The sequence below is a fragment of the Pseudomonas sp. GW531-T4 genome, from assembly GCF_017349615.1.
Taxonomy (GTDB): Bacteria; Pseudomonadota; Gammaproteobacteria; order Pseudomonadales; family Pseudomonadaceae; genus Aquipseudomonas; species Aquipseudomonas chlororaphis_I.
This window is the reverse complement of the sequence record NZ_JACMZT010000025.1, coordinates 62,784-89,658: the sequence shown is the minus strand read 5'-3', so window position 1 is coordinate 89,658 and position 26,875 is coordinate 62,784. Positions and strand designations below refer to the sequence as shown.

At 64.8% G+C, this 26,875-nt stretch carries 26 protein-coding genes; 12 read left to right on the top strand and 14 right to left on the bottom strand.

Annotated features, from left to right (window positions below; genetic code table 11):
• Positions 1-9: 9 nt before the first annotated feature.
• From J4D28_RS19930 to J4D28_RS19920, 3 genes are all read right to left on the bottom strand, one after another.
• Positions 10-843 (bottom strand): AraC family transcriptional regulator, encoded by an 834-nt coding sequence (locus J4D28_RS19930; RefSeq protein ID WP_103330965.1) that lies wholly within the window; start codon positions 841-843, stop codon positions 10-12.
• Between the two features lie 39 nt (positions 844-882).
• A complete protein-coding gene (locus J4D28_RS19925; protein WP_038632039.1) occupies positions 883-1,386 on the bottom strand; it encodes a VOC family protein in 504 nt (167 codons plus the stop codon).
• A gap of 124 nt (positions 1,387-1,510) precedes the next feature.
• A complete protein-coding gene (locus J4D28_RS19920; protein ID WP_038579526.1) occupies positions 1,511-2,425 on the bottom strand; it encodes a LysR family transcriptional regulator in 915 nt (304 codons plus the stop codon).
• 110 nt (positions 2,426-2,535) lie between these two features.
• Here J4D28_RS19920 and J4D28_RS19915 point away from each other — a divergent pair, with 110 nt between their 5' ends.
• From J4D28_RS19915 to J4D28_RS19895, 5 genes are all read left to right on the top strand, one after another.
• A complete protein-coding gene (locus tag J4D28_RS19915) occupies positions 2,536-3,381 on the top strand; it encodes an oxidoreductase (RefSeq protein ID WP_028682281.1) in 846 nt (281 codons plus the stop codon).
• A gap of 189 nt (positions 3,382-3,570) precedes the next feature.
• Complete coding sequence (locus tag J4D28_RS19910) at positions 3,571-4,026, top strand: (2Fe-2S)-binding protein (RefSeq protein ID WP_009048695.1); 456 nt, start codon at positions 3,571-3,573, stop codon at positions 4,024-4,026.
• 23 nt (positions 4,027-4,049) lie between these two features.
• A complete protein-coding gene (locus tag J4D28_RS19905) occupies positions 4,050-6,197 on the top strand; it encodes a xanthine dehydrogenase family protein molybdopterin-binding subunit (RefSeq protein WP_028682280.1) in 2,148 nt (715 codons plus the stop codon).
• A gap of 1 nt (position 6,198) precedes the next feature.
• Positions 6,199-6,777: a hypothetical protein gene (locus J4D28_RS19900; protein ID WP_028682279.1), complete on the top strand. Its 579-nt coding sequence runs from the start codon at positions 6,199-6,201 to the stop codon at positions 6,775-6,777.
• Between the two features lie 91 nt (positions 6,778-6,868).
• A complete protein-coding gene (locus J4D28_RS19895) occupies positions 6,869-7,477 on the top strand; it encodes a GGDEF domain-containing protein (RefSeq protein ID WP_009048698.1) in 609 nt (202 codons plus the stop codon).
• An 89-nt stretch (positions 7,478-7,566) separates the two neighbouring features.
• On the opposite strand, the gene J4D28_RS19890 is transcribed toward J4D28_RS19895, so the two are convergent.
• From J4D28_RS19890 to gloB, 7 genes are all read right to left on the bottom strand, one after another.
• Positions 7,567-9,174 carry an ABC transporter ATP-binding protein gene (locus tag J4D28_RS19890; RefSeq protein WP_028682278.1) on the bottom strand — a complete coding sequence of 536 codons (1,608 nt, stop codon included), beginning with the start codon at positions 9,172-9,174 and terminating at the stop codon, positions 7,567-7,569.
• Position 9,175: 1 nt separating this feature from the next.
• Positions 9,176-10,195, bottom strand: a complete 1,020-nt coding sequence (locus J4D28_RS19885; protein ID WP_009048700.1) for an ABC transporter permease — start codon at positions 10,193-10,195, stop codon at positions 9,176-9,178.
• 1 nt (position 10,196) lies between these two features.
• On the bottom strand, positions 10,197-11,270 hold the full coding sequence (locus J4D28_RS19880) for a microcin C ABC transporter permease YejB (RefSeq protein WP_009048701.1): 1,074 nt from the start codon (positions 11,268-11,270) through the stop codon (positions 10,197-10,199).
• Between the two features lies 1 nt (position 11,271).
• On the bottom strand, positions 11,272-13,125 hold the full coding sequence (locus J4D28_RS19875; protein ID WP_028682277.1) for an extracellular solute-binding protein: 1,854 nt from the start codon (positions 13,123-13,125) through the stop codon (positions 11,272-11,274).
• Positions 13,122-14,951 (bottom strand): extracellular solute-binding protein, encoded by a 1,830-nt coding sequence (locus J4D28_RS19870; protein ID WP_037005854.1) that lies wholly within the window; start codon positions 14,949-14,951, stop codon positions 13,122-13,124. Before J4D28_RS19870 ends, J4D28_RS19875 begins: the two co-directional genes overlap by 4 nt.
• Before the next feature lie 375 nt (positions 14,952-15,326).
• Positions 15,327-16,784 carry a transglycosylase SLT domain-containing protein gene (locus J4D28_RS19865; protein WP_028682275.1) on the bottom strand — a complete coding sequence of 486 codons (1,458 nt, stop codon included), beginning with the start codon at positions 16,782-16,784 and terminating at the stop codon, positions 15,327-15,329.
• Positions 16,785-16,883: 99 nt separating this feature from the next.
• Entirely contained in the window at positions 16,884-17,651 is a 768-nt protein-coding gene (gene gloB / locus J4D28_RS19860; RefSeq protein ID WP_009048705.1) for a hydroxyacylglutathione hydrolase, read from the bottom strand.
• 65 nt (positions 17,652-17,716) lie between these two features.
• Here gloB and J4D28_RS19855 point away from each other — a divergent pair, with 65 nt between their 5' ends.
• Entirely contained in the window at positions 17,717-18,481 is a 765-nt protein-coding gene (locus J4D28_RS19855) for a class I SAM-dependent methyltransferase (protein WP_009043593.1), read from the top strand.
• Between the two features lie 83 nt (positions 18,482-18,564).
• Positions 18,565-19,017 carry a ribonuclease HI gene (gene rnhA, locus J4D28_RS19850; protein ID WP_009048707.1) on the top strand — a complete coding sequence of 151 codons (453 nt, stop codon included), beginning with the start codon at positions 18,565-18,567 and terminating at the stop codon, positions 19,015-19,017.
• A gap of 16 nt (positions 19,018-19,033) precedes the next feature.
• Here rnhA and J4D28_RS19845 read toward each other — a convergent pair whose 3' ends face one another.
• Positions 19,034-19,984, bottom strand: coding sequence for a glycerophosphodiester phosphodiesterase family protein (locus J4D28_RS19845; RefSeq protein ID WP_103330966.1), 951 nt, complete (start codon positions 19,982-19,984; stop codon positions 19,034-19,036).
• A gap of 143 nt (positions 19,985-20,127) precedes the next feature.
• The gene (locus tag J4D28_RS19840) at positions 20,128-20,451 is read right to left on the bottom strand and encodes a DUF2388 domain-containing protein (protein WP_038579500.1); all 324 of its coding nucleotides are present in this window, start codon (positions 20,449-20,451) and stop codon (positions 20,128-20,130) included.
• 195 nt (positions 20,452-20,646) lie between these two features.
• Here J4D28_RS19840 and dnaQ point away from each other — a divergent pair, with 195 nt between their 5' ends.
• From dnaQ to J4D28_RS19825, 3 genes are all read left to right on the top strand, one after another.
• Positions 20,647-21,405 carry a DNA polymerase III subunit epsilon gene (dnaQ, locus tag J4D28_RS19835; protein ID WP_009048710.1) on the top strand — a complete coding sequence of 253 codons (759 nt, stop codon included), beginning with the start codon at positions 20,647-20,649 and terminating at the stop codon, positions 21,403-21,405.
• Between the two features lie 119 nt (positions 21,406-21,524).
• Positions 21,525-23,780 (top strand): arginine/lysine/ornithine decarboxylase, encoded by a 2,256-nt coding sequence (locus J4D28_RS19830; protein ID WP_041988993.1) that lies wholly within the window; start codon positions 21,525-21,527, stop codon positions 23,778-23,780.
• 14 nt (positions 23,781-23,794) lie between these two features.
• A complete protein-coding gene (locus J4D28_RS19825; protein ID WP_009048712.1) occupies positions 23,795-24,385 on the top strand; it encodes a GNAT family N-acetyltransferase in 591 nt (196 codons plus the stop codon).
• Here J4D28_RS19825 and J4D28_RS19820 read toward each other — a convergent pair.
• Positions 24,382-25,275 (bottom strand): LysR substrate-binding domain-containing protein, encoded by an 894-nt coding sequence (locus J4D28_RS19820; RefSeq protein ID WP_103330967.1) that lies wholly within the window; start codon positions 25,273-25,275, stop codon positions 24,382-24,384. The two genes, J4D28_RS19825 and J4D28_RS19820, sit on opposite strands and share 4 nt — an antisense overlap.
• Positions 25,276-25,361: 86 nt before the next feature.
• The gene (locus J4D28_RS19815) at positions 25,362-25,598 is read right to left on the bottom strand and encodes a hypothetical protein (RefSeq protein ID WP_009048714.1); all 237 of its coding nucleotides are present in this window, start codon (positions 25,596-25,598) and stop codon (positions 25,362-25,364) included.
• A 226-nt stretch (positions 25,599-25,824) separates the two neighbouring features.
• Here J4D28_RS19815 and J4D28_RS19810 point away from each other — a divergent pair, with 226 nt between their 5' ends.
• Together J4D28_RS19810 and J4D28_RS19805 are read left to right on the top strand one after the other, a co-directional pair.
• Positions 25,825-26,382 carry an NADPH-dependent FMN reductase gene (locus tag J4D28_RS19810; protein ID WP_009048715.1) on the top strand — a complete coding sequence of 186 codons (558 nt, stop codon included), beginning with the start codon at positions 25,825-25,827 and terminating at the stop codon, positions 26,380-26,382.
• 131 nt (positions 26,383-26,513) lie between these two features.
• Positions 26,514-26,870: a metalloregulator ArsR/SmtB family transcription factor gene (locus tag J4D28_RS19805; RefSeq protein ID WP_041988997.1), complete on the top strand. Its 357-nt coding sequence runs from the start codon at positions 26,514-26,516 to the stop codon at positions 26,868-26,870.
• Positions 26,871-26,875 lie beyond the last annotated feature (5 nt).

Here is a 26,875-nt window from a genome sequence, read left to right as displayed (position 1 = left end):
GGCGACGCATCACCTGCGATATTGCCCCGGCGTCGCCGCCAGGTGCTGCTTGAAGGCGCGCTGGAAATGCGCCTGGTCGGCGAAGCCGGCTTCCAGGGCCACGTCGGCGATCGGCTCGCCGTCCCGCAGCCGGCTTTGGGCGAACTGCACCCGCTGGTTGACCACGAAGGCGTGGGGCGTCATGCCGTAATGCTGCTTGAAGGCGCGGATCAGGTAGGACGGCGACAGCTCGGCGGCCTGGCAGATTTCCTCCAGCTTCAGCGAGCGGGTGCAGTGTTGGCGAATGTAGTCGGCGGCCCGTTGCAGCTTCTGGTTGCTCTCGCGCGGTGGCCGGCTGGCCGGGTTCAGGCGCTGTTGCAGGTCGCTGAAAAACGCCACCGCGGCGCTGTGTTTTTGCAGGACCTCGGCCTGTTCGTCCACCAGCACTTCATACAGGCGGTTGAGCCCGGCATAGAGTTCGGGGTCGTCGCTGTGGGGCGTGGAAAAGGCGCGAAAGCCCTGGTCCTGGCTGAACCCCAGCTGATGCTGCAGGTCGGTCAGCCAGGGGGTGTCGACATAGAGCATGAGATACGACCAGGGCTGGTCGTCGATCGGGTTGCAGGCATGCACTTCGCCGGGGTTCATCAGCACCACGGTGCCGGCACTGATGCGAAATTGCGCCTGCTCGTGCAGGTAAGTGCTGTGCCCGGCGGTGATGGCGCCGATGGAGAAATGTTCATGGGCATGCCGGGCGTAACAGACCTTGCGCCCGTCGGCGATCGAGCGGGCCTCGATAAAGGGCAGCGCCGCATCGCGCCAGAACTGCGGGGCGGTATCGAGGCTGGGGCTCAAGCTCGGCTTCATCAAAGGCATCCCATCGGCAAGCGTCGGCCTGCGAGTGTATTAGGTCTCGCCGGCGAAGGCTCGCTCCAGCGCGGCGATATCGAGTTTTTTCATCTGCAGCAGGGCCTGCATCACCCGCTGCGACTTGGCCGTATCGGGGTCGGTCATCCAGTGGTTCAGCGCGCAGGGCACGATCTGCCAGGACAGCCCGAACTTGTCCTTGAGCCAGCCGCACTGCTGGGCCTGGGGATCGCCGCCGTAGGACAGGGCGCTCCAGAAATGATCGATTTCGCCCTGGTTCTGGCAGTTGACCTGCAGCGAAACCGCTTCGTTGAACTGGAACACCGGGCCGCCGTTGAGGCCGGTGAAGGTCTGGCCATCGAGCTCGAAGGACACGGTCATCACCGAGCCTTCCGGGCGACCGTGGAACTCGAAGCCGGCCTTGCCGTAGTGGGTGAGGGCGGTGATGCGCGAGTGCTCGAAGACCGAACAGTAGAACTGGGCGGCGGCTTCGGCCTGATGGTCGAACCACAGGCAGGGGGTGATGCGATGAATGTGCGACATGACGGTTCTCCTCGGCGGATGGTCCATGCTTGAGCAAGCGTAGCCAGCCCGGGGGCGGCCGGGGCTGCCGTAGATCGACAAAGCGCAGCCGGGCGAGGAGCGGTATCGAGCCCGCGCATCCGGCTCAGGATCGCCGCCCTTGCTCGGCGACCCAGGCGTTGGCCATGTCGATAAAGGCGCGCAGTTTCGGCTGGCTCTGGGTGCGGCTGGGAAAGTACAGGTACAGGCCCGAGCTCAGCGGGACGAACGGTTGCAGCACAGACTCCAGGCGCCCGCTGGCCAGGTCGTCGGCCACCTCGAAGTCGCAGGCGTAGGCCAGCCCCTGTCCGCCCCGCGCCATGGCGACCAGCAAGTGCCGATCGTTGACCACCAGCGCACCCTCGACGCCGACGGTGAAATCCCGCCCATTGCGCCGGAACTCCCAGCGGTGGGTCGTGCCCGAGGTGAGGAAGCGAAAGCCGATGCCCTGGTGCCGGGTCAGTTCTTCCGGGGTCTGTGGCCTGCCGGCCCGGGCAAAATAGTCCGGGGAGCCCACCACCGACCATTGCAGGTCCGGGGTCAGGCGCACGGCGACCATGTCCTTTTCGATCGACTCGCCCAGGCGAATACCGGCATCGAAGCCTTCGCTGACCAGGTCGACCGTGGCATCGTCCAGGGAAATCTCCAGCCTGACGTCGGGATAGGCCGCGCGATAGCGCGAGACCAGGGGTTCGATCAGCAGCTTGCCGGACAGCCGTGGCGCGGTCAGGCGCAAGGTGCCCATCGGCCGGTCGCGATAGCTGCCCAGCACCGCCAGGGCGTCGCCGATTTCACTGGCGGCCGGGCGCAGGCGGATGAACAGGCTGCTGCCGGCTTCCGTCAGGGCCACGCGGCGGGTGGTGCGCTGGAACAGCAGCACCCCGGTACGCCGCTCCAGGGTCTTTACCGCATGGCTCACGGCAGTCGGGGTCACCCCCAGCTGACTGGCGGCGAGGGTGAAGCTCTTGTGTTCGGCGACGGCGAGAAACTCGGTCAGGCCGTCGAAAGGGTCCTGGTTCATTGCAAGGCCATTATGAAAGACACGTTCATAGTGCTTGTAGCACGGAGCCATTTTTCTCACCAATGTTCCTGCGTACCTTGTGCTCACCCACTCCTTACAAGGTACTGATCATGACTGCTCAAACCCCTTTCAAACGTGTCTGGCTGATCACCGGGGCTTCCCGTGGCATCGGCGCGAAAATCACCGCCGCAGCCCTGGCCCACGGCGATGCGGTGGTGGCCACCGCGCGCAATGCCCAGTCGCTCAGCGAGCGTTTCGGCGCGCAGCCGGGCCTGCTGGCGGCGCAGCTGGATGTCACCGACGAGGCCCAGGCCCGCGACGTGGCGCAGATGGCCGTCGAGCATTTCGGCCGCATCGACGTGCTGGTCAACAACGCCGGCTTCGGCCTGCTCGGCGCGGTGGAGGAGGCCAGCGGCGACGAGATCCGCCGGGTCTATGAAACCAACGTGTTCGGCCTGCTCAATGTCACCCGCGGGGTGCTGCCGCACATGCGCGCCGCCCGCAGCGGTCATGTGATCAATATCTCGTCGATCGGCGGCTATCAGTCGGGGCCGGGCTACGGGGTCTACTGCTCGACCAAGTTCGCCGTCGAAGGCTTGAGCGAAGCCCTGCACAGCGAGCTGGCGCCTTTGGGCGTGAAGGTCACGGTGGTCGAGCCGGGCTACTTCCGCACCGACTTCCTCGATGGCAATTCGTTGCTGGAGTCGCCGGCCTCGATCGCCGACTACACGACCACCGTTGGCCAGGTACGCCAGCAGGCCAAGGCCTATAACCAGCAGCAGCCGGGCGATCCGGACAAGCTGGCGCAGGCGATGATCGCCCTGGTCGAAGCCGAGCAACCGCCGCTGCGCCTGCCCCTGGGCACCGACACCCTGGGCGCCATCGCGGCGAAGAACGCCTACGTCGAGCAGGAAACCGCGACCTGGCGGGCGCTGTCGGCCTCCACCGATTTCTGATGCTGCGCTCATCGCCCGGCCGCCCCGTCCAGGCCGGCTGGGCGTGACCGGCGGTCGCAGAATCCGGCCTGTTCGGCAAACTGCGCTTAGCTGTATGGAAAACCTCGCGGCGCGCGTAGGCCTTCGGCCACAGCGACGCCGCTCCAGGATCCCGTGAATCCTGTCCCCCCTCGGCCTGAGGAATTGTGCATGTTGACACTCAATATCAATGGCAAGGACCAGCAGCTCGAGGTGCCCGCGGACATGCCGCTGCTCTGGGTGCTGCGCGATGTGGCGCACCTGACCGGCACCAAGTTCGGCTGCGGCATGGCGCAATGCGGCGCCTGCACCGTGCATGTCGACGGCGCGCCGCTGCGTTCCTGCGTGACCCCGGCCGCGGCGGTGGCCAACGGGCAGAAAATCCTCACCATCGAAGGCCTGTCGACGGACGGCTCGCACCCGGTGCAGCGCGCCTGGGCCGAGCTGGACGTGGTGCAGTGCGGTTACTGCCAGTCGGGGCAGATCATGTCGGCTGCGGCCTTGCTGGCGAAGATCCCGTCGCCCACCGACAGCGATATCGACCAGGCGCTGTCCGGCAATATCTGCCGCTGCGGCACCTACCCACGGATCCGCGCGGCGGTCAAACGCGCCGCCGAAATCGGCTGAGTCGGCATTAAGAGGGACAAGGCATGATCACTGCGTCGCGTCGTGGATTTCTCAAAGGGGGGGCGCTGCTCGGCGGCGGCCTGGTGGTGGCGTTCGTCATTCCGGGGGCCAATCGTTTTGCCCGGGCGGCGAGCGAAGAATTTGTGCCCAATGCCTTCTTGCGCATCGCTCCGGACGGCATGGTCACCGTGGTGCTCGGTCATTCGGAAATGGGCCAGGGCATCTGGACCGGGCTGTCGATGCTGATTGCCGAGGAACTGGATGCCGACTGGTCGAAGATCCGCGTCGAGCACGCGCCGGCCGCCGCGGTGTATGGCTTGCCGGCGTTCGGCGGGATGCAGATCACCGGCGGTTCGACCTCGACCTGGATGGAGTTCGACCGCTATCGCCAGGCCGGCGCCGCAGCGCGCCAGATGCTGATCGAAGCCGCGGCCAAGCGCCTGCAAGTAGCACCCTCGACCCTGCACACCGAGCAGGGCTGGGTGGTGGCCGGTGACCAGCGCCTGAGCTACGGCGACCTGGCCAACGACGCCGGGCAACTGCCGGTGCCGGACCCGGCCTCGCTGCACTTGAAGGAGGCCAAGGACTGGCGGCTGATCGGCAAGCCGACCAAGCGCCTGGATACGCCGGAGAAAATCACCGGCCGCGCGCAATTCGGCATGGACATGTATTTCGACGGCCTGCTGACCGCCGTGGTCCTGCGTTCGCCAGTGTTCGGCGGCACGCTCAAGTCGTTCGATCCCCAGGCGGCGCTGGCGGTGCCTGGGGTGATCAAGGTGCTCCAGGTGCCCACGGGCGTGGCGGTGGTCGCCGAGCATTACTGGGCGGCCAAGCAGGGGCGCGATGCGCTCAAGGCCGAATGGGACCTGGGGCCGAACGCCAACATGAGCAGCGAAAGCCTGATGCAGAGCTTTCGCAAGCTGGCGCTGACCCCCGGGACCAAGGTCGCCGAGGCCGGCGATGCGGCCGGGACCATGGCCAAGGCGGCGCAGGTGATCAAGGCCGAATACAGCGTGCCGTACCTGGCCCATGCGCCGATGGAGCCGCTCAACTGCACGGTGCGCATCGGCGCCGACAAGTGCGAGATCTGGACCGGCACCCAGTTCCAGACCCTGGACCAGATGGTCGCGTCGAAGATCACCGGGCTCAAGCCGGAGCAGGTACAGATCCATACGCAATTTCTGGGTGGCGGTTTCGGCCGCCGGGCCAACCCGACCTCGGACTTCGTCAGCGAAGCGGTGGAGGTGGCCAAGGCCGCCGCAGCCCCGGTGAAAACCGTCTGGTCGCGGGAAGACGACGTGCGCGGCGGCTACTTCCGTTCGGCGTTCCTGCATCAGGCACAGGTCGGCCTGGACGCCCAGGGCCTGCCGCTGGCCTGGCAGCATGTGCTGGTGGGGCAGTCGATCATGGCCGGCACCTCGTTCGAGGCCAGCTTCGTCAAGAACGGCATCGACAACACTTCGGTCGAGGGCCTGGCGGACGGGCCTTACCTGAAGGGCACGCCGAACCACCGGGTCGACCTGCATTCGCCGATGACCGGCATCACCGTGCTGTGGATGCGCTCCGTGGGCCATACCCACACCGCGTTCGTCGTCGAGTCGCTGATCGACGAGATGGCCGACGCGGTGGGCAAGGACCCGGTGGAATACCGCCGCATCCTGCTCAAGGATCACCCGCGGCACCTGGGCGTGCTCAACCTGGCGGTGGAGAAGGCCGGCTGGGGCAAGCCCGTGCCCAACGGCCATGCCTTGGGCGTGGCGGTGCACGAGTCCTTCGGCAGCTATGTGGCGCAGGTGGCCGAGGTGTCCCTGGAGGCCGAGCGGATTCGCGTGCACCGGGTGGTCTGCGCGGTGGATTGCGGCATCGCGGTGAACCCGCAAAGCATCGTCGCGCAGATGGAGTCGGGCATCACCTTCGGCCTGGGCATGGCCCTGCACAGCCGCATTTCCTTCAAGGACGGCCGGGTGGTGCAGTCCAACTATCACGACTTCCAGGTGTTGCGCCTGAACGAGATGCCCCGGGTCGAGGTGCATATAGTCGCCAGCACCGACAAGCCCGGCGGTATCGGCGAGACGGGCGTGCCGCCCACGGCGCCGGCGGTGGCCAACGCGGTGTTCGCCCTGACCGGCCAGCGGCTGCGCGAGCTGCCGTTGCAACTGGCGGGGGTGTGAGATGAAACGCCACCTGTTCCTCGGTTCGCTGATCCTGGTCGGCCTGGGCGGTTATGCCTCGGACCTGTTCGCCGCCGATGAACCGGCGCTGGCGGCGTTCGCGACGGTGCAGAAGGTGTTCCAGAGCCCACGCTGCCAGAACTGCCACATTCCCGGGGATGCGCCCTTGCAGTTCGACGCCGGCACGCCCCACGCCATGGCCGTGGTCCGTGGCCTGGACGGCAAGGGCGCGGCGGGGCTGCCGTGCTCTACCTGCCATGGCGAAAGCAACCCGCCGGCCAGCTATGGCCCGCACATGCCGCCGGGGGCGCCGCACTGGAGCCTGCCGCCGGCGGCGCACAAGATGGCCTGGATCGGCCTGCCGGCCGACCGCCTGTGCCAGATGATCAAGGACAAGGCCAGCAACGGCGACCGCGACTTTGCCGCGCTGATCAAGCATGTCAGCGAAGACAAGCTGGTGCTCTGGGGCTGGAAGCCCGGTGGCAACCGCGCGCCGGTACCGGTGCCCCATGAGGTGTTCGTCAGCCAGTTCAAGCTCTGGGCCGAGGCGGGCGGACCCTGCCCGGCGGTCGGAAGTTGACGCCAGGGGCACCCTGGGAGGGCTGGTTGTGGGGCAGTCGCAGGCCCCGGCAACTAAGCTCTATAGGAGTTACCCGCCAATGGAGTGTGCGATGTTTTCCCCAGACAAGCCTGTCCAGGCACCGGACCAGGTGCCATCCCCGGAGGCGGACGACCCGTCCCGGCAACTGTTGCGCGATCAGAACCGCCGGGCCGAGCAGGAGCTGGCCGCGGTGCAGGTAGCCAACCTCGATAAACTGACCCTGCTGCCCAACCCCCACGGCTTTGCGGTGCTGGCCGGCGATGCATTGCAGGCCTGCAAGGACCTCAACTGCCCGGCGACCTTGCTGCTGTTCGACCTCGACGATATCTACCGCATCGCCCGCGCTTACGGGGCGGAAGAAGGCGAGGCGGCGCTCAAGACCTTCGCCGACGGCCTGCGTATCGCCTTTCGCGAAAGCGACGTGGTCGGGCATCTGGAGTACCAGCGTTTCGCGGTACTGCTGACCGGCTCGGAACGGGTGGAAAAACTGGCGATCATCGCCCGCCTGCAGGCCATCCTCGACGAGCGCACCGCCACCCAGCAGTGCATCTACGACATCTGTTTCAGCATCGGCCAGATCGAGTTCGATCCGGCCCAGCCGGCCGATGTGGAAACCTTGCTGGCGGACGCCGACAAGACCATGAGCAGGCCGGGCCTCGGGCCGCAGATAAAGGACTAGCCGCTGATCCAGCCCGCTGCGTGGGCTGGACGGGGAGAAAGTCCAGCCAATAAAAAACCGCCCTCAGGCGGTTTTTTATTGGCCGGTTGTCACTCGGCGGCCGGCACCAGGAACGCGGCCTCGAGCAACTGCCGGGTGTAGGGATGCTGCGGCGCGGCGAAGATATCTTGCGCGTCGCCCTGTTCCACCACCTGGCCATGCTTGACCACCATCAACTGATGGCTCAGCGCCTTGACCACCGCCAGGTCGTGGCTGATGAACAGGTAGGTCAGGTTGTACTTGGCCTGCAGCTTGCGCAGCAGTTCCACCACCTGGCGCTGTACGGTGCGGTCGAGGGCCGAGGTCGGCTCGTCCAGCAGGATCAGCGCCGGCTTGAGTACCAGGGCGCGGGCGATGGCGATGCGCTGGCGCTGGCCACCGGAGAACTCGTGCGGGTAGCGATGCCGGGTTTCCGGGTCCAGGCCGACTTCCTTGAGCGCCTCGATGATTGCCTGTTCCTGCTCGGCGGCGGTGCCGATCTTGTGGATGCGCAGGCCTTCGCCGACGATCTGGCTCACGCACATGCGCGGGCTGAGGCTGCCGAAAGGGTCCTGGAACACCACCTGCATCTCCCGGCGCAACGGCCGCACCTGCTGCTGCGACAGGCCGTCCAGCTGCTTGCCTTCGAAGCGGATGGCGCCCTTGCTGGCGATCAGCCGCAGGATCGCCAGGCCCAGGGTGGACTTGCCCGAGCCGCTTTCACCGACGATGCCCAGGGTCTGGCCCTGGGGCAGGCTGAAGTTGATGCCGTCCACCGCCTTCACATGGTCGACGGTGTGGCGCAGCAGGCCTTTCTTGATCGGGAACCAGACCTTCAGGTCCTCGACCTGCAACAGCGGCGGGCCGACCACATTGGTCGCCGGCTTGCCGCTGGGCTCGGCCGCCAGCAGTTCGCGGGTATAGGGATGCTGCGGCGCACGGAACAGCTCTTCGCAGGGCGCCTGCTCGACAATGCAGCCGCGCTGCATCACGCAGACGCGGTGGGCGATGCGCCGGACCAGGTTGAGGTCGTGGCTGATCAGCAGCAAGGCCATCCCCAGGCGCGCCTGCAACTCCTTGAGCAGTTCGAGGATCTTCAACTGCACGGTGACGTCGAGGGCGGTGGTCGGCTCGTCGGCGATCAGCAGCTCCGGCTCGTTGGCCAGGGCCATGGCGATCATCACCCGTTGCCGCTGGCCGCCGGACAGCTCGTGGGGCAGGGCCTTGAGACGCTTGTGCGGCTCGGGGATGCCCACCAGATCCAGCAGCTCCAGGGTGCGCTGGGTCGCGACCTTGCCGGTCAGGCCCTTGTGCAGGCCCAGCACCTCGTTGATCTGCTTCTCGATGCTGTGCAGCGGGTTGAGCGAGGTCATGGGCTCCTGGAAGATCATCGCGATGCGGTTACCGCGGATATGGCGGATGGTCTTCTCTTTCTGGGTCAGCAGATCCTGGCCGGCGTAGTGGATAGTGCCGGATGGATGGCGGGCCAGCGGGTAGGGCAGCAGGCGCAGGATCGAGTGCGCGGTCACCGATTTGCCGGAGCCGCTTTCGCCCACCAGGGCCAGGGTTTCGCCGCGCTTGATGTCGAAGCTGATGCCCTCGACCACCCGTTGCTTGTGCTCGCCGACGACAAATTCGACGGCGAGGTCGCGGACTTCGATCAGATTGTCCTGATTCATCTCATTTCCTCGGGTCGAAGGCATCGCGAGCGGACTCGCCGATGAATACCAGCAGGCTCAACATGATCGCCAGCACGGCAAAGGCACTGATGCCCAGCCACGGCGCCTGCAGGTTGGATTTGCCCTGGGCCACCAGTTCGCCCAGGGACGGCGCGCCGGGTGGCAGGCCGAAACCGAGGAAGTCGAGGGCGGTCAGGGTGCCGATGGCGCCGGTGAGGATGAACGGCATGAAGGTCATGGTCGAGACCATGGCGTTGGGCAGGATATGGCGGAACATGATCGCGCCGTTCTGCATGCCCAGGGCGCGGGCGGCGCGCACGTATTCCAGGTTGCGCCCGCGCAGGAACTCGGCGCGCACCACGTCCACCAGGCTCATCCAGGAGAACAGCAGCATGATCCCCAACAGCCACCAGAAGTTCGGCTGCACGAAGCTGGCGAGGATGATCAGCAGGTACAGCACCGGCAGCCCCGACCAGATCTCCAGGAACCGCTGCCCGGCCAGGTCGACCCAGCCGCCATAGAAGCCCTGCAGTGCCCCGGCGATGACGCCGATGATCGAGCTGAGGATGGTCAGGGTCAGGGCGAACAGCACCGACACCCGGAAGCCGTAGATCACCCGCGCCAGCACATCGCGGCCCTGGTCGTCGGTGCCCAGCAGGTTGTCCGCCGAGGGCGGCGCGGGGGCCGGGACCTTCAGGTCGTAGTTGATGCTCTGGTAGCTGAACGGAATCGGCGCCCACAGCACCCAGGCGTCCTTGGCCGCCAGCAGCTCGCGGATGTACGGGCTCTTGTAGTTGGCCTCCAGGGGGAACTCGCCGCCGAAGGTGGTTTCCGGGTAACGCTTGAGCGCCGGGAAGTACCAGCCGTCGTCATAGTGCACCACCAGCGGCTTGTCGTTGGCGATCAGCTCGGCGCCAAGGCTCAGGCCGAACAGGACCAGGAACAGCCACAGCGACCACCAGCCGCGCTTGTTGGCCTTGAACAGTTCGAAGCGCCGACGATTGAGGGGGGACAGGTTCATCTCAATGCTCCCGGCTTTCGAAGTCGATGCGTGGGTCGACCAGGGTGTAGGTCAAATCGCCGATCAGTTTCACCACCAGCCCCAGCAGGGTGAAGATGAACAGGGTGCCGAACACCACCGGGTAATCGCGGTTGATCGCCGCCTCGAAGCTCATCAGGCCCAGGCCGTCGAGGGAGAAGATCACCTCCACCAGCAAGGATCCGGTAAAGAAGATGCCGATGAAGGCCGAGGGGAAACCGGCGATCACCAGCAGCATGGCGTTGCGGAACACATGGCCGTACAGCACGCGGCGCTTGGTCAGGCCCTTGGCCCTGGCAGTGATCACGTACTGCTTGTTGATCTCGTCGAGGAAGCTGTTCTTGGTCAGCAGGGTCATGGTGGCGAAGTTGCCGATCACCAGGGCGGTCACCGGCAGGGTCAGGTGCCAGAAGTAGTCGAGGATCTTGCCGCCCCAGCTCAACTGGTCGAAGTTGTTCGAGGTCAGGCCGCGCAGCGGGAACCAGTCGAAATAACTGCCTCCGGCGAACATCACGATCAGCAGGATGGCGAACAGGAACGCCGGGATCGCGTAGCCGACGATGATCGCCGAGCTGGTCCAGACGTCGAAGTGGCTGCCGTGGCGGGTGGCCTTGGCGATCCCCAAGGGGATCGACACCAGGTACATGATCAGGGTGCTCCACAGCCCCAGGGAAATGGACACCGGGAGTTTCTCGCGGATCAGGTCGACCACCTTGGCGTCGCGGAAGAAGCTGTCGCCGAAATCCAGGGTGGCGTAGTTCTTGATCATGATCCACAGGCGTTCCGGCGCCGATTTGTCGAAGCCGTACATCTTCTCGATTTCCTTGACCAGGGCCGGGTCCAGGCCCTGGGCGCCACGGTAGCTGGAGCCGGCCACCGAGACTTCGGCGCCGCCGCCGGCGATGCGGCTGGTGGCGCCCTCGAAACCCTCGAGCTTGGCGATCATCTGTTCCACCGGGCCGCCGGGCGCGGCCTGGATGATCACGAAGTTGATCAGCAGGATGCCGAACAGGGTAGGGATGATCAGCAGCAGTCGCCGCAGAATGTAGGCCAGCATCTTATTGCTCCACGCCGGCGGGGGCGGCCTGCGAGTGGGTGTCCGGGGTCACGGCCGGCTTGGCGTCGGGCTTGATCCACCAGGTCTGGGTGCCGATGTCATATTTGGGCGAGACCTTCGGGTGGCCGATATGGTCCCAGTAGGCCACGCGCCAGGTCTTGATGTGCCAGTTGGGAATCACGTAGTAGCCCCATTGCAGCACCCGGTCGAGGGCGCGGGCATGGGCCACCAGGCTCTTGCGCGAGTCGGCGTTGATCAGGTCTTCCACCAGCGCATCGATGGTCGGGTCCTTGAGGCCGATGAAGTTGCGGCTGCCGGGGTTGTCGGCGCTGGAGGACTTCCAGTATTCGCGCTGCTCGTTGCCGGGCGAACTCGATTGCGGGAAGCCGCCGACCACCATGTCGAAGTCCCGCGAGCGCAGGCGGTTGATGTACTGGGAAACGTCGACCCGGCGGATCACCAGGTCGATCCCGAGGTCCGCGAGGTTGCGCTTGAACGGCAGCAATATGCGCTCGAACTCGGTCTGGGCCAGCAGGAACTCGATCACCACCGGCTTGCCCTGGGCGTCGACCATCTTGTCGTCGACGATGCGCCAGCCGGCTTCCTGCAACAGCTGGTAGGCCTGGCGCTGCTGGGCGCGGATCATGCCGCTGCCATCGCACACCGAGGGCTGGAAGGCTTCGCTGAAGACCTGGTCGGGAATCTTCCCGCGCAGCGGTTCGAGGATCTGCAGTTCGTCGGCGTCGGGCAGGCCGGTGGCGGCCATTTCCGAGTTCTCGAAGTAGCTGCGGGTGCGGGTGTAGGCACCGTTGAACAGTTGTTTGTTGGTCCACTCGAAGTCCAGCAGCAGGCTCAGGGCCTTGCGCACCCGCACATCCTGGAACAGCGGGCGGCGGAGGTTGTAGACGAAGCCCTGCATGCCGGTGGGGTTGCCGTTGGGGATCTGCTCCTTGATCAGCCGGCCTTCGCTCACGGCCGGGATGTTGTAGGCGTTGGCCCAGTTCTTCGCGCTGGTTTCCAGCCAGTAGTCGAACTGGCCGGCCTTGAGGGCTTCCAGGGCCACGGTGTTGTCGCGGAAATAGTCGGTGGCCATGACGTCGAAGTTGAACTGGCCGCGGTTGATCGGCAGGTCCTTGCCCCAGTAGTCCTTGACCCGCTCATAGCGCACCGAGCGTCCGGCCTTGACCTCGGCCACCCTGTACGGGCCGCTGCCGAGGGGGATTTCCAGGTTGCCCTTGGAAAAGTCGCGGTGCTCCCACCAGTGCTTGGGCAGTATCGACAGCTGCCCGAGAATCAGCGGCAGCTCGCGGTTGTTCTTGTGCTTGAACTTGAACAGCACCTTGAGCGGGTCTTCGGCGATCACGTCGTCGACGTCGGCGTAGTAGCCGCGGTACATCGGCGCGCCGGCCTTCATCAGGGTCTGGAAGCTGAACACCACGTCTTCGGCGCGGATCGGATGGCCGTCGTGGAAACGCGCCTCGGGGCGCAGGTAGAAGCGCACCCAGCTGTTGTCCGGGGCCTTCTCGATCTGCCCAGCGATCAGGCCGTACTCGGTGAAGGGTTCGTCCAGGCTCTGGCGCATCAGGGTGTCGTAGATCAGGCCGATATTGTCCGCCGGCACGCCTTTGTTGATGAACGGGTTGAGGCTGTCGAAGCCGCCGAAACCGGACTCGCGGAAGGTACCGCCCTTGGGTGCGTCCGGGTTGACGTAGTCGAAGTGCTTGAAGGTCGCCGGGTACTTCGGCGGTTCGTTGTACAGGGTCAGGGCGTGTTGCGGGGCGGCCTGGGCGAGGCAGGCGATTCCCGTCAGCAGCACGCCGCCGGCCCACGGGAGCAGGGCACGCAGGGGCATCATTGGGCTTTCTCCAGAGACTTCAGCCACCAGGCGCTCAGGCCCAGCTGGTAGGGCGGCGTGGTGACGAAGGCGAACCGGTTGCGGTACGCCAGGCGATGATAGTTGAGGTACCAGTTGGGGATGATGTAGTGCTGCCACAGCAGCACCCGATCCAGGGCCCGACCGGCGGCCAGTTGCTCGTCGCGGCTCTGCGCGGCGAGCAATTGTTCCAGCAGGTGATCGACGATGGGGTTGTCGATGCCTGCATAGTTCTTGCTGCCCTTGACCCCGACCTGGCTGGAGTGGAAGTACTGCCATTGCTCCAGGCCCGGGCTCAGGGTCTGGTTCAGGGTCATGAGGATCATGTCGAAATCGAACTGGTCCAGGCGCTGCTTGTACTGCGCCCGATCCACGGTGCGCAGGTGCGCGTCGATGCCGATGCTGGCCAGGTTCTCGACGTAGGGCTGGAGGATCCGCTCCAGGTTCGGGTTGACCAGCAGCAGCTCGAAGCGCAGCGGTTGCCCGTTGGCGTCGAGCAGGCGCTGGCCGTTGAGCTTCCAGCCGGCTTCGGCGAGCAGGCCCAGGGCCTGGCGCAGAGTCGCCCGCGGGATGCCGCGGCCATCGGTCTGCGGCAGGCTGAAGGGCTGGGTGAACAGGCTGGCGGGCAACTGCTCGCGGTAGGGCGAGAGCAGCAGCCATTCATGGCCGACCGGCAGGCCCGTGGCGGAGAACTCGCTGTTGGGGTAGTAGCTGGTCGCGCGCTTGTAGGCGCCGCTGAACAGGGTGCGGTTGGTCCACTCGAAGTCGAACATCAGGCCCAGGGCTTCGCGCACCTTACGGTCGGCGAAGATCGCCCGGCGGCTGTTCATGAACAGGCCCTGGGTCTGGGTCGGGATCTGGTGCGCCACCTGGGTCTTGATGATGTCGCCGCGATTGACCGCGGGGAAGTTGTAGCCATTGGCCCAGTTCTTCGCCTGGTGCTCGATGTAGATGTCGAACTCACCGGCCTTGAAGGCTTCGAAGGCGACGTCGCTGTCACGGTAGAACTCCACCGCGACCTTGTTGAAATTGTTGAAGCCGCGATTGACCGGCAGGTCCTTGCCCCAGTAGTCCTTGACCCGCTCGAACAGCAGCGAGCGCCCCGGTTGCACCCGGGTGATGCGGTAGGGACCACTGCCCAGCGGCGGCTCGAAGGTGGTGGCCTTGAAGTCGCGGTCTTTCCAGTAGTGCTGCGGCAGCACCGGCAACTCGCCCAGGCGCAGGATCAGCAGCGGGTTGCCGGAGCGCTTGAACACGAAGCGGATGCGCTGTGGACCGAGGATGTCCACGCGCTGCACTTCCTGCAGGTTGGTGCGGTATTGCGGGTGGCCTTCCTTGAGCAGCAACCGGTAGGAAAACGCCACATCGTAGGCGGTGATCGGGTGGCCGTCGTGGAAACGCGCCTCGGGGCGCAGGTTGAACACCACCCAGCTGCGGTCTTCGCTGTATTCGACGGAGCGGGCGATCAGGCCGTAGCTGGAAGTCGGCTCGTCGCCGGACGGCGCGTACTGGCCGGTGCCGACCATCAGCGGCTCGTTCAGCTCGTTGACCCCGTATTGCAGGAAGTTGGGCGTGGAAACCGGGCTGCTGCCCTTGAAGGTGTAGGGGTTGAGGGTGTCGAAGGTGCCAAACGCCATGACCCGCAAGGTCCCGCCTTTGGGCGCGGCGGGGTTGACCCAGTCGTAATGGGTGAACTTGGCGGGGTACTTGAGCGTGCCGAACTGCGCGTAACCATGGCTTTCAGTGATCGTTGCGCTTGCGGGAAAGCTCAAGGCCAGACTGATTAGGGACAGGAGGAGGGGACGCATCAAGGCAGAGATCCGATCCAGGCGGCTTGGGCTTTGTGCTCCGTACAGTAACAGCTTGTATCGACAGGAAAAAGGCCACCCCGGGCTGGCCACGATATTTGCTTGCCGTCGCTGGATATGCCGCAATCTGTAGCCGCTGCCGAAGGCTGCGATCGACCGGTACGGTCGTTGGGATCTTCAGGGCGCAGGAGGGCCTGCGGCCCTATCGCAGCCTAGCGGCAGCGGCTACAGCGTCGGTGGAGTATCCATTTCTAAAGGCTTGGCACAGCCCTGTAGCCGCTGCCGAAGGCTGCGATCGACCGGAACGGTCGCAGGGATCTTCCGAGCGCAGGAGGGCCTGCGGCCCTATCGCAGCCTGCGGCAGCGGCTACAGGATCAGTGAGGCAGGTAGACGGTCAGCATCTGGCCTGGCTTGAGGGCCTGGCCGGCGCGGGGATTCCAGCGCTTGAGGTGTTGCATCTCGACGTTGAAGCGCTTGGCCACCATGTACAGCGAATCGCCTTGCTTGACCTTGTACTGGGTCGACTTCTTGTCGGCGCTGGCGACCAGGGTCTTCTTGCCGGAAGCCTTGGCGCTGGTCTTGCTGCTGCCCTTGGCTTTGCTGGTGTCCTGCATGACCAGGGTCTGGCCGACCTTGAGCTGCTTGCCGCTCAGCTTGTTCCAGCGTTGCAGGTCCTTGACGTCGACCTTGTTGGCCTTGGCGATCTGCGACAGGTTATCGCCACGCTTGACCCGGTAGTTGCGCTTGGCCTGGGCCATTTCGCGACTGTCGGCACCCTCGAACACCGGCTTGAACGAACGCTGGCTGATCAGCTCCTCGGGCTTCATGGTCGACAGGCTGGCGCTCAGCAGTTGCGCCTTGGACGTCGGCACCAGCAGATGCTGGGGACCGTCGATGGTGGTGCGCTGCTTGAAGGCCGGGTTGAGCTGGAACAGCTCGTCCTCGTCGATGTTGGCCACCGCGGCGACCTTGGACAGGTCCATGCGCTGGTTGATTTCGACGACCTGGAAGTAGGGTTCGTTGGCGATCGGGTTCAGGTTGACGCCATAGGCCTCGGGCGCCAGCACCACCTGGGACAGGGCCAGCAGCTTGGGCACGTAGGCCTGGGTTTCCGACGGCAGCGGCAGGTTCCAGTAGTCGGTGGGCAGGCCGAGCTTCTCGTTGCGCTCGATGGCCCGGCTGACCGTGCCTTCGCCGGCGTTGTAGGCCGCCAGGGCCAGCAGCCAGTCGCCGTTGAACATGTCGTGCAGGCGGGTCAGGTAATCCATGGCCGCGGTGGTCGAGGCGGTGATATCGCGACGGCCATCATAGAAGCGGGTCTGGCGCAGGTTGAAGGAACGACCGGTGGACGGAATGAACTGCCACAGGCCCACCGCGTCGGCCCGGGAATAGGCCATCGGGTTGTAGGCGCTCTCGATCACTGGCAGCAGGGCCAGCTCCAGCGGCATGTTGCGTTCTTCAAGGCGCTCGACGATGTAATGGATATAGAGGCTGCCGCGTTCGCTGGCATTCTCGAGAAACGATGGATTGCTGGCGAACCACAGGCGCTGCTGTTCGATGCGCGGGTTGACGCCGATGCCTTCCTGCAACTGGAAACCTTCGCGCATGCGCTCCCAGACGTCCTGGGGCAATTGCGGGCTGGGTTTTTCATTCAGCCAGATGGGTTTCTGCTTGATGCGGGCGTTGAAATTCTGGGTGTGCGAAGCGTCGGTTTGCGGGACGTGGCTCGTGCTTTGGCAGCCCGCCAGGGTGGCGGACACAGCCACCGCGATGGCTTGAGCCAACCGCGTCAATGCGTCTGAATTGATGGATTTACGAATAGATGACGACATTGGCTGGAAGTAAGTTCCGGGCAAAAATGTCGGGCGATTCTAGAAAGCGCACCCGGTGCGGTCAACCATTCAGAATTTTCGTACCAACTCGCAGCCTGCTTAGAACTTATCTTTCCAAGCCCGCAAGGCAGCAAAAACCGCACTCTGAGCCCGGTTATCGAGGCCATTCCGTTCGTCCGCTTTTTGTTTAACGGATGTTTCACCGGTACGCAGGAAGGGATTGGTGAGCTTTTCCAGGGCCAGGGTGGAAGGCAGGGTCATGCGGCCGTTGTCTCGCAGTTCGCTGACTTTGCGCAGGCGCTCGGCGATGTCCGGGTTGTCCGGTTCCACCGCCTGGGCAAAACGCAGGTTGCTCAGGGTGTATTCGTGGGTGCAATACACCAGGGTGTCTTCGGGCAGCGCGGCCAGGCGGCTCAGGGAATGGTGCATCTGCTCCGGCGTGCCCTCGAACAGGCGCCCGCACCCGGCGGCGAACAAGGTGTCGCCGCAAAACAGCAGGCCGTGATGGTAGTAGGCAATATGCCCCAGGGTATGCCCGGGCACCGCGTAGATGTCGAAGTCCCAGCCAAGGATGCTGGCGCGGTCGTTGTCGTGCAGGGCCACGTCGCGCCCCGGGATGTTTTCGTTGGCCGGGCCCCAGACCTTGGCGCCGCTGGCTTTTTTCAGCTGTTCGACACCGCCGACATGGTCGTGGTGGTGATGGGTCACCAGGATATCGCTCAGCACCCAGCCCGGATGTTCGGCAAGCCAGGCCTGTACCGGTGCGGCGTCACCCGGGTCGACCACTGCGCAACGCTGATGGCGATGGTCCTGTAACAACCAGATGTAGTTATCGGTGAACGCGGGCAGGGCACTGATCTGTATCATCGTTGGAGTCGCCAAGCGGAAAACATTGGCGCATCTTAGAACTTCTTGGCGGGTTGGAGAATGCAATGACCGATAAAGCGTTCGCTCAGGCCGATCCTGACTGGCTGGCCCTGATCAGTGCCGCCCGTGAGTGGCTGTCGGGGCCACTGGGGCAATTTCTGCTGGATGAAGAACGACGCATGCTCGACGACGAGCTGGGGCGCTTCTTCGGCGGCTACCTGGTGCATTACGGCCCGTCGGCGCAAACCCCGCCGGCGGCGCCCCAGGTGCAGCGCAATGTACGCCTGGGCGCGCCGCTGCCCGGCGTCGAGATCGTCTGCGAGGAGCAGGCCTGGCCGCTCAGCGAGCACGCCGCCGATGTGGTGGTGCTGCAGCACGGCCTGGATTTCTGCCTGTCGCCCCACGGCCTGCTGCGCGAAGCCGCCAGCGCCGTGCGACCGGGCGGGCACCTGTTGATCGTCGGTATCAATCCCTGGAGCAGTTGGGGCCTGCGGCATGTGTTCGCCCATGACGCCTTGCGCAAGGCGCGCTGCATTTCCCCGTCGCGGGTCGCCGACTGGCTGAACCTGCTGGGCTTCGCGCTGGAGAAACGCCGCTTCGGGTGCTATCGTCCGCCGCTTGCCTCGGCGGCCTGGCAGGCTCGGTTGGCCGGCTGGGAGCGCAAGGCCGGTGACTGGCAACTGTCTGGCGGCGGCTTCTACCTGCTGGTGGCGCGCAAGATAGTGGTCGGCCTGCGCCCGGTGCGCCAGGTACGCCGCGAGCCAATGGGCAAGCTGGTGCCGCTGCCGATGGCCAAGGTCAACCGCCGGCACAGCGAACCCCCTCTTTAATTCAGCCGGGCCGAACCTGCCCGGCTTGGGCGTTGTCGATCGACGATCGGCAAGCCACAGGTATTTTCGATTGGAAGTCTGGCATGAGCGATAGCGTAGAAATCTTCACCGACGGCGCCTGCAAGGGCAATCCTGGCCCGGGGGGCTGGGGCGCACTGCTGGTGTTCAAGGGTGTGGAGAAGGAACTCTGGGGCGGCGAAGCCAACACCACCAACAACCGCATGGAGCTGATGGCGGCGATCCGCGGCCTGGAAGAACTCAAGCGCGAGTGCCAGGTGATCCTGGTCACCGACTCGCAGTATGTGATGAAGGGCATCAACGAGTGGATGGCCAACTGGAAAAAGCGCGGCTGGAAAACCGCGGCCAAGGAGCCGGTGAAAAATGCCGACCTGTGGCAGCAGCTCGATGAGCAGGTCAACCGCCATCAGGTCACCTGGAAATGGGTGCGCGGCCATACCGGCCACCACGGCAACGAACGGGCCGACCAACTGGCCAACCGCGGCGTCGACGAGGTGCGCGGTTACAAACAGGCCTGATGCCCTGAACGGGTAGTCAGTCGCAGCGCAGCGGCCGTTCGAGCCGCTGCTTCATGTCCCGCATCGCGCGGGGCGAATCCACCAGCACCGCGTCCATCTTCAGGCAGGCGGCTGCTCGGTAATCCTCGGCTGTATTGACCCCGATCGCCAGCATCCGCACCTTGCCCCGGGACTGGAAGCAATCCACCGCCGCGGGCGTCCACAGCCGGGCATCCACCTTGGAACGGGCCTCACCCAGGGTGAAAGTCTCGACCAGCTGCACCGGGCGCCGGTACTCGAAAGCCACCCAGCTGGCTGGCGCCGGCGGTGTGGTACAGCTGTGGGCCAGGGCGACACTCGCCAGGCGATCCCGGGTGTTGTCCCGGGACTCGAACAGCCGCGCCTGCGGATAGTGTGCGAACGCCTGCTGGTAGCTGGCATCGGTGGAGTAGATCAGCACCCGGTTCCAGGCGTGCAGCTGTTCCAGCAACTGCGCGACCGCCTGGGCCTGGGGCGCGGCGGGCAGGGCCTTCATGTCGAGAATGACCGGCACGGCGTCGGGGATCGCCGCCAGCGCCTGCTGTAGCGAGGGGATGCTCACCGCCTGGGAGCGAAAGGGAAATGTCACCTGGCCATCGGCCGCAGTCTGCTTGAAGTTCCAGCCGGCATTCAGTGTTTGCAACTGCGCCAGGGTTTTCTCGCTGACCGCGCCGGAGGCCGGGGTATTGGCGCTCAGGTCCGCCGGTCGGTACAGCACCGGCACGCCGTCGCGGCTCAGTTGCACCGTCAGCCAGAGCATGTCTGCACGGTTGCGCAGGGCGTTGTCGATGGCCAGCAGGGTGTTCTCGGGAAAGTCTGCGGCGCCGCCGCGATGGGCGACGATCAAGGGGGCTTGCCCGGCGTCGGGACCCGTTGCTGGCAGGGAAGAGCAGCCACTGATGAAGGCCGCGGCCAACAGCAGTGGGAGCATCTGTCGAGTCTTGAGCATGGGAGGGCGGTTTCCTGGAAATGAGTGCAAGGCCGGGTGCCAGCCCTGCCCGCCTGAGTGGGCCGTACAGTAGCGCAATGGCTGCGCTCATTTAAACAAACGCGTGGTGCTCGGGGTGAATGAGTGACCCTGTTCCGGGGCGATCAAAGGGTGAGAATGGCGCTGGCCAGTTGCAGGTCGGAGTACTGTGGGTTGCCGAGCGTCTGGCGAATATGCCGCATCGCTGCTTCCAGCTGGGCGCCGCGGATCTCGCCGGCGCTGGCGACAAAGGCCGCGGCATCGGTCCTGGCGGCGAGCACCAGTTTGTCGTCCTTGAAGGAACTGGTGGCTTTCGAACTGCCTTCGGTCGTGCTCAAGGCCAGGCTCATGGTGATGTCGGTACTGATCACCAGGCTGGTGGCCTGGCCGATGTCGGCGAACAGGCAGGTGCAAAACAAAAAGGCCAGGCGGGTTTTACAGGTAGTCATGGCAGGGTGGAGTCCGCTGAAAATATCGTCGCGCACCCTAACAAGCCCCTGTGCGGCAAACTGCATGAGCTTTGCGAATGATTGTTAAAAACTGCGCACGCCGGGGCCAGGCGAATCCGCCATGCGTGCCATGCCGCGAGAGCGTGCTAAAATCCCGCGCCTTGAAAGACTTCCACCGTTGAGAGCTGACCCCTGATGGCCAACAGATCTGTTGTACTCGATACCGAAACCACCGGCATGCCGGTGACCGACGGCCACCGGATCATTGAAATCGGTTGCGTCGAGTTGATCGGACGGCGCCTGACCGGTCGGCATTTCCACGTCTATCTGCAACCGGATCGCGAGAGCGACGAGGGCGCGATCGGCGTCCACGGCATCACCAACGAGTTCCTGGTGGGCAAGCCGCGCTTCGCCGAAGTCGCCGACGAGTTCTTCGAGTTCATCCAGGGCGCGCAGCTGATCATCCACAACGCGGCGTTCGACGTTGGCTTCATCAACAACGAATTCGCCCTGATGGGCCAGCACGACCGCGCCGACATCACCCAGCACTGCACCATCCTCGACACCCTGTTGATGGCCCGGGAACGTCACCCCGGCCAGCGCAACAGCCTCGATGCCTTGTGCAAGCGCTATGACGTCGACAACTCCGGCCGTGAACTGCACGGCGCCTTGCTCGACTCGGAGATTCTCGCCGACGTCTACCTGACCATGACCGGCGGCCAGACCAGCCTGTCCCTGGCCGGCAACGCCTCGGACGGCAACGGCAGCGAAGGTTCGGGCAACCGCGCCAGCGAAATCCGGCGTCTGTCGGCGGATCGCCAGCGTGGGCGGGTCATTCGCGCCAGCGAAGCCGAACTGGCCGAGCACCAGGTGCGTCTCGAAATCATCGCCAAATCTGCCGGGGCCCCGGCGCTCTGGACCCAGCTGGCCGAAGCCAAGGCCCAGCAACAGTAGTTGTTCGTGGGCGACCTTTTGTTACAGGAGGTCGTTGACGGGGTTACGCGCCGGCCCCCGAGCTTCTACCCTGAGATGATTGGCGGGCCCTTGTCCGCCGCCTCAGGATGCCTGGTGCCATGTACAAAGACCTGAAATTCCCCGTCCTTATCGTGCATCGCGACATCAAGGCCGACACCGTCGCCGGCGACCGGGTGCGGGGGATCGCCAGGGAGCTGGAGCAGGAAGGCTTCAGTATCTTTTCCGCGGTGGACTATGCCGAAGGGCGCCTGGTGGCCTCGACCCATCACGGCCTGGCCTGCATGCTGATCGCCGCCGAAGGCGCCGGGGAAAACACCCACCTGCTGCAGAACATGGTGGAACTGATCCGCCTGGCCCGGGTGCGCGCGCCGAACCTGCCGATCTTTGCCCTGGGCGAGCAGGTGACCCTGGAAAACGCCCCGGCCGACGCCATGAGCGAGCTCAATCAGCTGCGCGGCATTCTTTACCTGTTCGAAGACACCGTGCCGTTTCTGGCGCGGCAGGTGGCGCGGGCGGCGCGCAATTACCTCGATGGCCTGTTGCCGCCTTTCTTCAAGGCGCTGGTGCAGCACACGGCCGACTCCAATTATTCCTGGCACACCCCGGGGCACGGCGGTGGCGTGGCCTATCGCAAGAGCCCGGTAGGCCAGGCGTTCCATCAGTTCTTCGGCGAGAACACCTTGCGTTCGGACCTGTCGGTGTCGGTCCCGGAACTGGGTTCGCTGCTCGATCACACCGGGCCCCTGGCGGAAGCCGAGGCGCGGGCGGCGCGCAATTTCGGCGCCGATCACACCTTTTTCGTGATCAACGGCACCTCGACCGCCAACAAGATCGTCTGGCATTCCATGGTCGGTCGCGATGACCTGGTGCTGGTGGATCGCAACTGCCACAAGTCGGTGCTGCACGCGATCATCATGACTGGCGCCATCCCGCTGTTCCTCTGTCCGGAGCGCAATGAGCTGGGGATCATCGGCCCGATCCCGCTGAGCGAATTCAGCCGCGAGTCGATCCAGGCCAAGATCGACGCCAACCCGCTGACCCGGGGCCGGCCGGCCAAGGTCAAGCTGGCGGTGGTCACCAACTCGACCTACGACGGCCTCTGCTACAACGCCGAGCTGATCAAGCAGAGCCTGGGCAACAGCGTCGAGGTGCTGCATTTCGACGAGGCCTGGTACGCCTACGCGGCCTTCCATGAGTTCTTCGAGGGACGCTACGGCATGGGCACCTCGCGCAGCGCCGACAGCCCGCTGGTGTTCACCACCCATTCCACCCACAAACTGCTGGCGGCCTTCAGCCAGGCCTCGATGATCCATGTGCAGGACGGCGGCGCCCGGCAGCTGGATCGCGACCGCTTCAACGAAGCCTTCATGATGCACATCTCCACCTCGCCGCAGTACAGCATCATCGCCTCGCTGGACGTGGCCTCGGCAATGATGGAAGGGCCGGCGGGGCGTTCGCTGCTGCAGGAAATGTTCGACGAGGCCCTGAGCTTCCGCCGGGCCCTGGCCAACCTGCGCCAGCACATCGCCGCCGATGACTGGTGGTTTTCCATCTGGCAACCGGAGCGGGTGGAAGGCATCGACCAGGTCAGCACCGCGGACTGGCTGCTGGAGCCGGAAGGCGAGTGGCACGGGTTCGCCGGGGTGACCGACGACTATGTGCTGCTGGACCCGATCAAGGTCACCCTGGTGATGCCCGGGCTCACCGCTGGCGGTGCCCTGAGCGAGCGCGGGATACCGGCGGCGGTGGTCAGCAAGTTTCTCTGGGAGCGCGGCCTGGTGGTGGAAAAGACCGGCCTGTATTCGTTCCTGGTGCTGTTTTCCATGGGCATCACCAAAGGCAAGTGGAGCACGCTGCTGACCGAACTGCTGGAGTTCAAGCGCAACTACGACGCCAATGTCAGCCTCGCCGCCTGCCTGCCGAGCATCGCCCAGCAAGACATGGCGCGCTACCAGGGCATGGGCCTGCGCGACCTCTGCGATCAGTTGCATGCCTGCTACCGCAGCAATGCCACGGCCAAGCATCTCAAGCGCATGTACACCGTGCTGCCGGAGGTGGCGATGAAGCCCGCCGACGCCTACGATCAGTTGGTGCGGGGCGAGGTCGAGGCGGTCTCCATCGATGCCCTCGCCGGGCGGGTGGCGGCGGTGATGCTGGTGCCATACCCGCCGGGTATTCCGCTGATCATGCCGGGCGAGCGCTTCACCGAGTCAACCCGCTCGATCATCGATTACCTGGCTTTCGCCCGTACGTTCGATAGCAGCTTTCCCGGCTTTGTCGCGGATGTGCATGGATTGCAGCATGAAGACGAAGGCAATGGGCGGCAGTACACCGTCGATTGCATCAAGGTTTGAGGACGTTTCCCGCTATGCAGCCAATGATCAACCCCAAGTACCCCGGCCTGTCGGTACGTGTCGCCGACGACGGTTTCGCCGCGTATGTCTGGGGCAGCGACTTCAGCTTCGAGGTCAGCGCCTATGCCCAGGCACAGAGCGAGCAGGTGGTGGCCAAGTGGCCGTTGCATCACATCACCCCGTACCGCAAGTGCTACGGCATCGACCCCGAAGAATTCAGCAGCTATCGCGACGCCGCCGACAGCGCGGTGTTCATGGCCTACCTGGACGACGAGCCGGTTGGCCATGTGGTGGTCAGCACCAACTGGAACGGTTACGCCCATATCGACGAGCTGGCGGTGCACGCGCCGGCGCGGCGCCACGGGGTGGCCAAGGCTTTGCTGGATGTGGCGCAGTTCTGGAGTCGCAAGAAAAAACTGCCGGGCATCATGCTCGAGACCCAGAACAACAACCTGGGGGCCTGCCGCTTGTACGAGCGCTGCGGTTATGTGGTCGGCGGCATCGATCATCTGCGTTACCGCGGGATCGATCCGACCACCGCCGAGGTGGCGATTTTCTGGTATCGGCTGTTCAACGACGAGCTGGCGCGGGAAGCCGGGGTCTAGCCGGCCAGCATGCCTTCAGCCTTTTCCGTCAGGGTTTCCAGCAGCGCCTCCAGGGTGGGCGAGGAGGGGGTGCCGCTGCGGGTCAGGGCATAGAGGGTGACCGGGATCGGTGGCGACAGCGGGCAGACGTCCAGGCCGCCCTCGCGCGCGCCCAGTGCGGTGAAGGGGTCGACAATCGCCAGGCCTTCGCCGGCCTCGACCATGCTGCGCATCATCTGGTGGGTTTGCACCCGGGTGTGGATAGTCGGGCTCGGGCGCAGGTTCTGCAGCTTGCTGTCCAGGGTCACGCTCAGCGGGTCCTGGCCTTCCAGGCCAACCATGGCCTGGCCCGCCAGGTCCTGCAGGGAAATGTACTTCTGCTTCGGTTGCAGCCAGCCGTGCGGGGCCAGCAGTTGCAGCTTGCCCTGGGCCAGGGCGACGCACTGGATATCGGGGTGATCGGGGTTGTGCAGGCTCAGGCCCAGGTCGCCTTCGCGCAGCAACAGGTTCTTGACCATGTCGCGGGTGCCCTGGCTGGCGAGGTTGCACGGGGTATCGGGAAAACGCCGGCGCAGGGCGGCGATGCTCTGTGGCAACAGTTGCTGGGCCAGGGGCGGGGTGCCGATGATGCGCAAGGGCGGCGCCTGGTATTGCTTCAGGCTGTCGGCCAGGCGTTGCACGGGTTCGAAGGCGTCATACAGGGTGGCGATCGCCGGCTGTAGCTCGCGGGCCTCCCGGGTGGCTTGCAGGCGTCCGCGAACACTGGCGAAGAGCATGAAACCCGATTGGCTTTCGGCGTCGCGCAGGATCGTTTCCACCTCGGCCACCGGCAGTTGCAGCAGCTCGGCGGCCGTGCCCAGGTGTCCGGTTTGCAGGAGCGCCTGAATCACTTCGATATGACGTAAACGCATGCTTGAAGTCCATGTCCAGCCGGTGAGGGATTCACACTGAATCCTAACTCATGTCCACGCATATGACTTCTGCTCATAACGGCACGTTATGAAGGAAGGATGGTCTCGGGTTCGCGAATGAGGGTGACGCCCGATTGCACGAGGAGAAACTGGTTGTCGTCCATTTTGTTGACGCGGTCGCCAATGGCCAGGCGATAGGTGGTAACGGGCTCCGAGCCGGCGATGCCGTCTGGCGACGGGGTGGATTCCTGGAACTCATGCACCGAATAGACCCGGCCTTCCGCGTCCCTGGCATGAAATTGTCCGACGAGTACTGCTGCCATCTTTAGAGCCTCTGGAGATAAAACACTCAATTTGCGGTCCTGTAGACCCTGCCTGGGCGAAGTAAGTTTAGCGGCGGAAAAAAAATAGTCCGCGGTCCTGATTGCAACTGGCGTGCAGCGGCGTGGAGCCTGGAAAAGCCCACGGAATTTTCTGCGGCAGGTGGTTGTGGGCAGGGTGGATCATCTATAACTATCAGCCTCCTTAACCAGAAGTCGGGGATTCACTATGAGCAACGTCTACACGATTGCAGTGCTGGTTGGCAGCCTGAGAAAGGCCTCGATCAACCGGAAAGTGGCGCTGGCCCTGGCCGAACTGGCGCCGGCCAACCTGCGGTTGCAGATTGTCGAGATCGGCGACCTGCCGCTCTACAACGAAGACATCGATGTGGATCCGCCGGCCGCCTACAAGGTGTTCCGCGAGCAGGTCAGCGCCGCCGATGCCGTGCTGTTCGTCACTCCGGAATACAACCGCTCGGTTCCCGCACCCATGAAAAACGCCATCGACGTGGGGTCGCGCCCCTACGGCAAGAGCGCCTGGAACGGCAAGCCGGGGGCGGTGATCAGCGCATCCCCGGGCGCTATCGGCGGTTTTGGCGCCAACCATCACCTGCGCCAGTCCCTGGTGTTCCTCAATGTACCGTGCATGCAGCAGCCGGAAGCCTACCTGAGCGGCGCCGGTTCGGCCTTCGACGAGGCGGGCAAGCTGTCCGAGTCGCTCAAGCCGTTCCTGGAGAAGTTCATCAACGCCTACGCGCAGTGGGTCGAGCAGCACAAAAAGCTCTGATCCTGGCACCGCGGGAGTCGGCCAGCCGGCTTCCGCGGGTGATGGGATATTCCTCTCGCCGTGAGAAAAGCGCTTTACCGCATATCTGAATATTCATATATTCGCCGCTCCAACTGCCTGGAGTGGCCCTGGTGTCCGACGCTCTCAACCCCGCCGAACTGTTCAAGGCGCTTGCCGACGAAACCCGCAGTCGCATCGCCTTGCTCGTGACCCGCGAAGGCGAGTTGTGTGTCTGTGAGTTGACCGCCGCCCTGGGCCAGAGCCAGCCGAAGATCTCCCGGCACCTGGCGCTGTTGCGCAGTTGCGGCCTGCTGGCCGACCGCCGCCAGGGGCAATGGATCTACTACCGGCTGCACCCGCAATTGTCACCCTGGGTGACCACATTGCTGCAGGACACGCTGGAGGCCAACAGCCCCTGGCTGCAGGCTGACCTGCAACGCCTGCAGACCATGGCCGATCGTCCCGATCGCCCCGTGCGCTGCTGCTGAATTCC

What these genes read in the sequence shown, in the direction of transcription:
- J4D28_RS19930 (WP_103330965.1), bottom strand. Translation starts at nt 843, where the DNA reads ATGAAGCCGAGCTTGAGCCCCAGCCTCGATACCGCCCCGCAGTTCTGG.
- J4D28_RS19925 (WP_038632039.1), bottom strand. Translation starts at nt 1,386, where the DNA reads ATGTCGCACATTCATCGCATCACCCCCTGCCTGTGGTTCGACCATCAG.
- J4D28_RS19920 (WP_038579526.1), bottom strand. Translation starts at nt 2,425, where the DNA reads ATGAACCAGGACCCTTTCGACGGCCTGACCGAGTTTCTCGCCGTCGCC.
- J4D28_RS19915 (WP_028682281.1), top strand. Translation starts at nt 2,536, where the DNA reads ATGACTGCTCAAACCCCTTTCAAACGTGTCTGGCTGATCACCGGGGCT.
- J4D28_RS19910 (WP_009048695.1), top strand. Translation starts at nt 3,571, where the DNA reads ATGTTGACACTCAATATCAATGGCAAGGACCAGCAGCTCGAGGTGCCC.
- J4D28_RS19905 (WP_028682280.1), top strand. Translation starts at nt 4,050, where the DNA reads ATGATCACTGCGTCGCGTCGTGGATTTCTCAAAGGGGGGGCGCTGCTC.
- J4D28_RS19900 (WP_028682279.1), top strand. Translation starts at nt 6,199, where the DNA reads ATGAAACGCCACCTGTTCCTCGGTTCGCTGATCCTGGTCGGCCTGGGC.
- J4D28_RS19895 (WP_009048698.1), top strand. Translation starts at nt 6,869, where the DNA reads ATGTTTTCCCCAGACAAGCCTGTCCAGGCACCGGACCAGGTGCCATCC.
- J4D28_RS19890 (WP_028682278.1), bottom strand. Translation starts at nt 9,174, where the DNA reads ATGAATCAGGACAATCTGATCGAAGTCCGCGACCTCGCCGTCGAATTT.
- J4D28_RS19885 (WP_009048700.1), bottom strand. Translation starts at nt 10,195, where the DNA reads ATGAACCTGTCCCCCCTCAATCGTCGGCGCTTCGAACTGTTCAAGGCC.
- J4D28_RS19880 (WP_009048701.1), bottom strand. Translation starts at nt 11,270, where the DNA reads ATGCTGGCCTACATTCTGCGGCGACTGCTGCTGATCATCCCTACCCTG.
- J4D28_RS19875 (WP_028682277.1), bottom strand. Translation starts at nt 13,125, where the DNA reads ATGATGCCCCTGCGTGCCCTGCTCCCGTGGGCCGGCGGCGTGCTGCTG.
- J4D28_RS19870 (WP_037005854.1), bottom strand. Translation starts at nt 14,951, where the DNA reads ATGCGTCCCCTCCTCCTGTCCCTAATCAGTCTGGCCTTGAGCTTTCCC.
- J4D28_RS19865 (WP_028682275.1), bottom strand. Translation starts at nt 16,784, where the DNA reads ATGTCGTCATCTATTCGTAAATCCATCAATTCAGACGCATTGACGCGG.
- gloB (WP_009048705.1), bottom strand. Translation starts at nt 17,651, where the DNA reads ATGATACAGATCAGTGCCCTGCCCGCGTTCACCGATAACTACATCTGG.
- J4D28_RS19855 (WP_009043593.1), top strand. Translation starts at nt 17,717, where the DNA reads ATGACCGATAAAGCGTTCGCTCAGGCCGATCCTGACTGGCTGGCCCTG.
- rnhA (WP_009048707.1), top strand. Translation starts at nt 18,565, where the DNA reads ATGAGCGATAGCGTAGAAATCTTCACCGACGGCGCCTGCAAGGGCAAT.
- J4D28_RS19845 (WP_103330966.1), bottom strand. Translation starts at nt 19,984, where the DNA reads ATGCTCAAGACTCGACAGATGCTCCCACTGCTGTTGGCCGCGGCCTTC.
- J4D28_RS19840 (WP_038579500.1), bottom strand. Translation starts at nt 20,451, where the DNA reads ATGACTACCTGTAAAACCCGCCTGGCCTTTTTGTTTTGCACCTGCCTG.
- dnaQ (WP_009048710.1), top strand. Translation starts at nt 20,647, where the DNA reads ATGGCCAACAGATCTGTTGTACTCGATACCGAAACCACCGGCATGCCG.
- J4D28_RS19830 (WP_041988993.1), top strand. Translation starts at nt 21,525, where the DNA reads ATGTACAAAGACCTGAAATTCCCCGTCCTTATCGTGCATCGCGACATC.
- J4D28_RS19825 (WP_009048712.1), top strand. Translation starts at nt 23,795, where the DNA reads ATGCAGCCAATGATCAACCCCAAGTACCCCGGCCTGTCGGTACGTGTC.
- J4D28_RS19820 (WP_103330967.1), bottom strand. Translation starts at nt 25,275, where the DNA reads ATGCGTTTACGTCATATCGAAGTGATTCAGGCGCTCCTGCAAACCGGA.
- J4D28_RS19815 (WP_009048714.1), bottom strand. Translation starts at nt 25,598, where the DNA reads ATGGCAGCAGTACTCGTCGGACAATTTCATGCCAGGGACGCGGAAGGC.
- J4D28_RS19810 (WP_009048715.1), top strand. Translation starts at nt 25,825, where the DNA reads ATGAGCAACGTCTACACGATTGCAGTGCTGGTTGGCAGCCTGAGAAAG.